Origin of the sequence: Romboutsia weinsteinii, assembly GCF_002250835.2 — a bacterium.
GTDB lineage: Bacteria > Bacillota > Clostridia > Peptostreptococcales > Peptostreptococcaceae > Romboutsia_A > Romboutsia_A weinsteinii.
The window spans coordinates 1-2197 of record NZ_NOJY02000124.1 but is presented as its reverse complement, the minus strand read 5'-3'; the positions used below and the strand labels follow the sequence as shown (position 1 = coordinate 2197).

At 27.1% G+C, this 2197-nt stretch carries 5 protein-coding genes; 1 reads left to right on the top strand and 4 read right to left on the bottom strand.

Annotated elements, in window-relative coordinates:
* From CHL78_RS19970 to CHL78_RS19955, 4 genes are all read right to left on the bottom strand, one after another.
* Positions 1 to 489: hypothetical protein (locus CHL78_RS19970; protein ID WP_116041760.1), on the bottom strand; the 489-nt coding region annotated here is incomplete at its 3' end.
* A gap of 61 nt (positions 490 to 550) precedes the next feature.
* The gene (locus tag CHL78_RS19965) at positions 551 to 970 is read right to left on the bottom strand and encodes a hypothetical protein (protein ID WP_094368182.1); all 420 of its coding nucleotides are present in this window, start codon (positions 968 to 970) and stop codon (positions 551 to 553) included.
* A 25-nt stretch (positions 971 to 995) separates the two neighbouring features.
* Positions 996 to 1208: a helix-turn-helix domain-containing protein gene (locus CHL78_RS19960; RefSeq protein ID WP_094368181.1), complete on the bottom strand. Its 213-nt coding sequence runs from the start codon at positions 1206 to 1208 to the stop codon at positions 996 to 998.
* 11 nt (positions 1209 to 1219) lie between these two features.
* Positions 1220 to 1708: a DUF2975 domain-containing protein gene (locus CHL78_RS19955; RefSeq protein ID WP_116041757.1), complete on the bottom strand. Its 489-nt coding sequence runs from the start codon at positions 1706 to 1708 to the stop codon at positions 1220 to 1222.
* A 274-nt stretch (positions 1709 to 1982) separates the two neighbouring features.
* Between CHL78_RS19955 and CHL78_RS19950 the strand changes: the two genes are divergently transcribed.
* Positions 1983 to 2197 (top strand): LysR family transcriptional regulator (locus tag CHL78_RS19950; protein ID WP_147295868.1); only part of this gene is annotated, 215 nt, incomplete at its 3' end.

Sequence of the window (2197 nt, the reverse complement as noted above, 5' to 3'; positions counted from 1 at the left end):
ATAAAATACAACCTCATCATCAACTAACCAAAATTCTATAGAACACTTTTTATTCTTGTCTACATAACCAATTATATTAGTGCCTTGTTCTAACCTAGTATAATAATTGTCACCATAAAGTTCAATTATCTTATCCTTTTTATCTCTAGTTTTTACTCCTTTTTCTGTACCTACTGTCTTATCTTCTACTATAAATCTAATTATTTTGCTATCATCAAGATTTGTTGCTATCTCAATTTTATCACTTAATAGGTAATAGTTATAAAGAACATTGTCCTGGCTTAATTCTGAAATCTCACCGTACTTAGCTACTATTTTCTCACTCTTAATATCATCACCTAAATACATACCATCTACATTTTCTTTACTTAAATCAGTTGACTTAGTAAAAGTGTGATGGTATGACCGAGAGAAGTTATGATCTAGTGAGATTAATCCAATAAGTAATATAGATAAAGTAAAAATAAATATAATAATCTTTCTCCTCATACTAATTCTCCCTCAATTTTTCCTCAATCAATGTTAACCATGATAATTAATAATATATCGATTATCTTATGATTTCTTGGTGTGATCTTTTCATTATAAACATATTTACATCTTCATAATAAAAAATCATCTTTTCTCCTAAACCTTGAACTTCTTTAATTATGTAATCTCCACATCTAACTTCCTCTTCGTAAGTAAATCCATATACTACACACATAGCAAACAAAATAAATGGTACAATAAATAATCCTCGTCCTGAATCTAAATAAGTAAGAGAAATCATGATAGATAATCCTACTGTTAAAATCCAAGAAAACATGTGTATTACACTTATCGAAGAATGAAAAACATACTCATATCCCAAACGTTGTTTACTTATAGTTCCTGTAATTGCTATTACAGCACTAACCAAAAACATTAATAATAATATCTTTATATAATTTGATTTATCTATATTTTTATTTACTGTATTCTCATTCATTATAGCCCCCACTTTTTATATTGTATTACTCTTCATCCTCAGAATACTCTAAGATATCTCCAGGCTGACATTCTAGTATTTTGCAAATTTCATTTAACGTAGTAAACCTAACCGCTTTTGCCTTATTATTTTTTAAAATCGAAAGATTAGCCATTGTGATTCCAAGTCTTTGTGATAATTCTGTAGAACTCATCTTTCTCTTTGCCATCATTACATCTAAGTTAACTATAATCGCCATTACAAACTCCTTTATATTGTCTTGTCATTTTCCTCTTTAATCTCTATAGCCATATCAAATAATTTACCTAACACCATACTCAAAAATCCAATAGCTAGTGAAACAAATGAAATTATAACTACTGACATAACTGTTAATGCATACATGTACATATCAAAGTAGTAGCATGATATAAATACTATAGTATTGAATATTAAAATTTCACTAAATGCACATATTGATATTCTCTTTAAATAAACAGGTATATTTCTTGAGAATGGTTCTTTTGTTGCTACTAAAGCACATAATTTTTTTAATTGAACTAATGCGTAAACATATGGTACTGCACATATATATATACCAATTGATATAATCATTGGCATGTCACTTCCAACTACTCCAAATCCACTTTTAAATGTAGCTGTTAATCCTAATGGTATTATTGCAAGTAAAAGTAGTGTCAAAACTATTCCTACTAATACAATTCCATTTAAAATTTTTGAACTAATATCTTTTTTCATAATACTTCCTCAACCTTCTAGTTTAAATATTTTTTATGTTGCTTTATATGTATTATACACTTTATTATTCTGTAGTTCAATAACTTTTTATTGTTTTTCAATAAATACTTGTTGTTTAGCAAGTATTTCTCTCCTAATAATATTTATATTTCTCTATTTTTCAAAACTTTTTATCCTGGTACTAATCAAAGTTTGTCCAATTTATCTAGCTTTATCATTTTAATAAATATATAATATATAGGAATAAATATCATAGAACAAAAAGGAGTACTCTATGACAATTAGGCATTTAAAAATTTTTATAACAGTTGTTGACTGTGGAAAAATGAGAAAAGCAGCTGATAAACTCTACATGTCACAACCCTCTGTAAGTCAGGCTATTTCTGAATTAGAAAAGCATTATGAAGTAAAACTATTTGAACGACTTTCTCAAAGACTCTACATAACAGAAGACGGTAAACTTCTTTTATCATATGCACGATATATTAT

What these genes read in the sequence shown, in the direction of transcription:
- CHL78_RS19965 (WP_094368182.1), bottom strand. Translation starts at nt 970, where the DNA reads ATGAATGAGAATACAGTAAATAAAAATATAGATAAATCAAATTATATA.
- CHL78_RS19960 (WP_094368181.1), bottom strand. Translation starts at nt 1,208, where the DNA reads ATGGCGATTATAGTTAACTTAGATGTAATGATGGCAAAGAGAAAGATG.
- CHL78_RS19955 (WP_116041757.1), bottom strand. Translation starts at nt 1,708, where the DNA reads ATGAAAAAAGATATTAGTTCAAAAATTTTAAATGGAATTGTATTAGTA.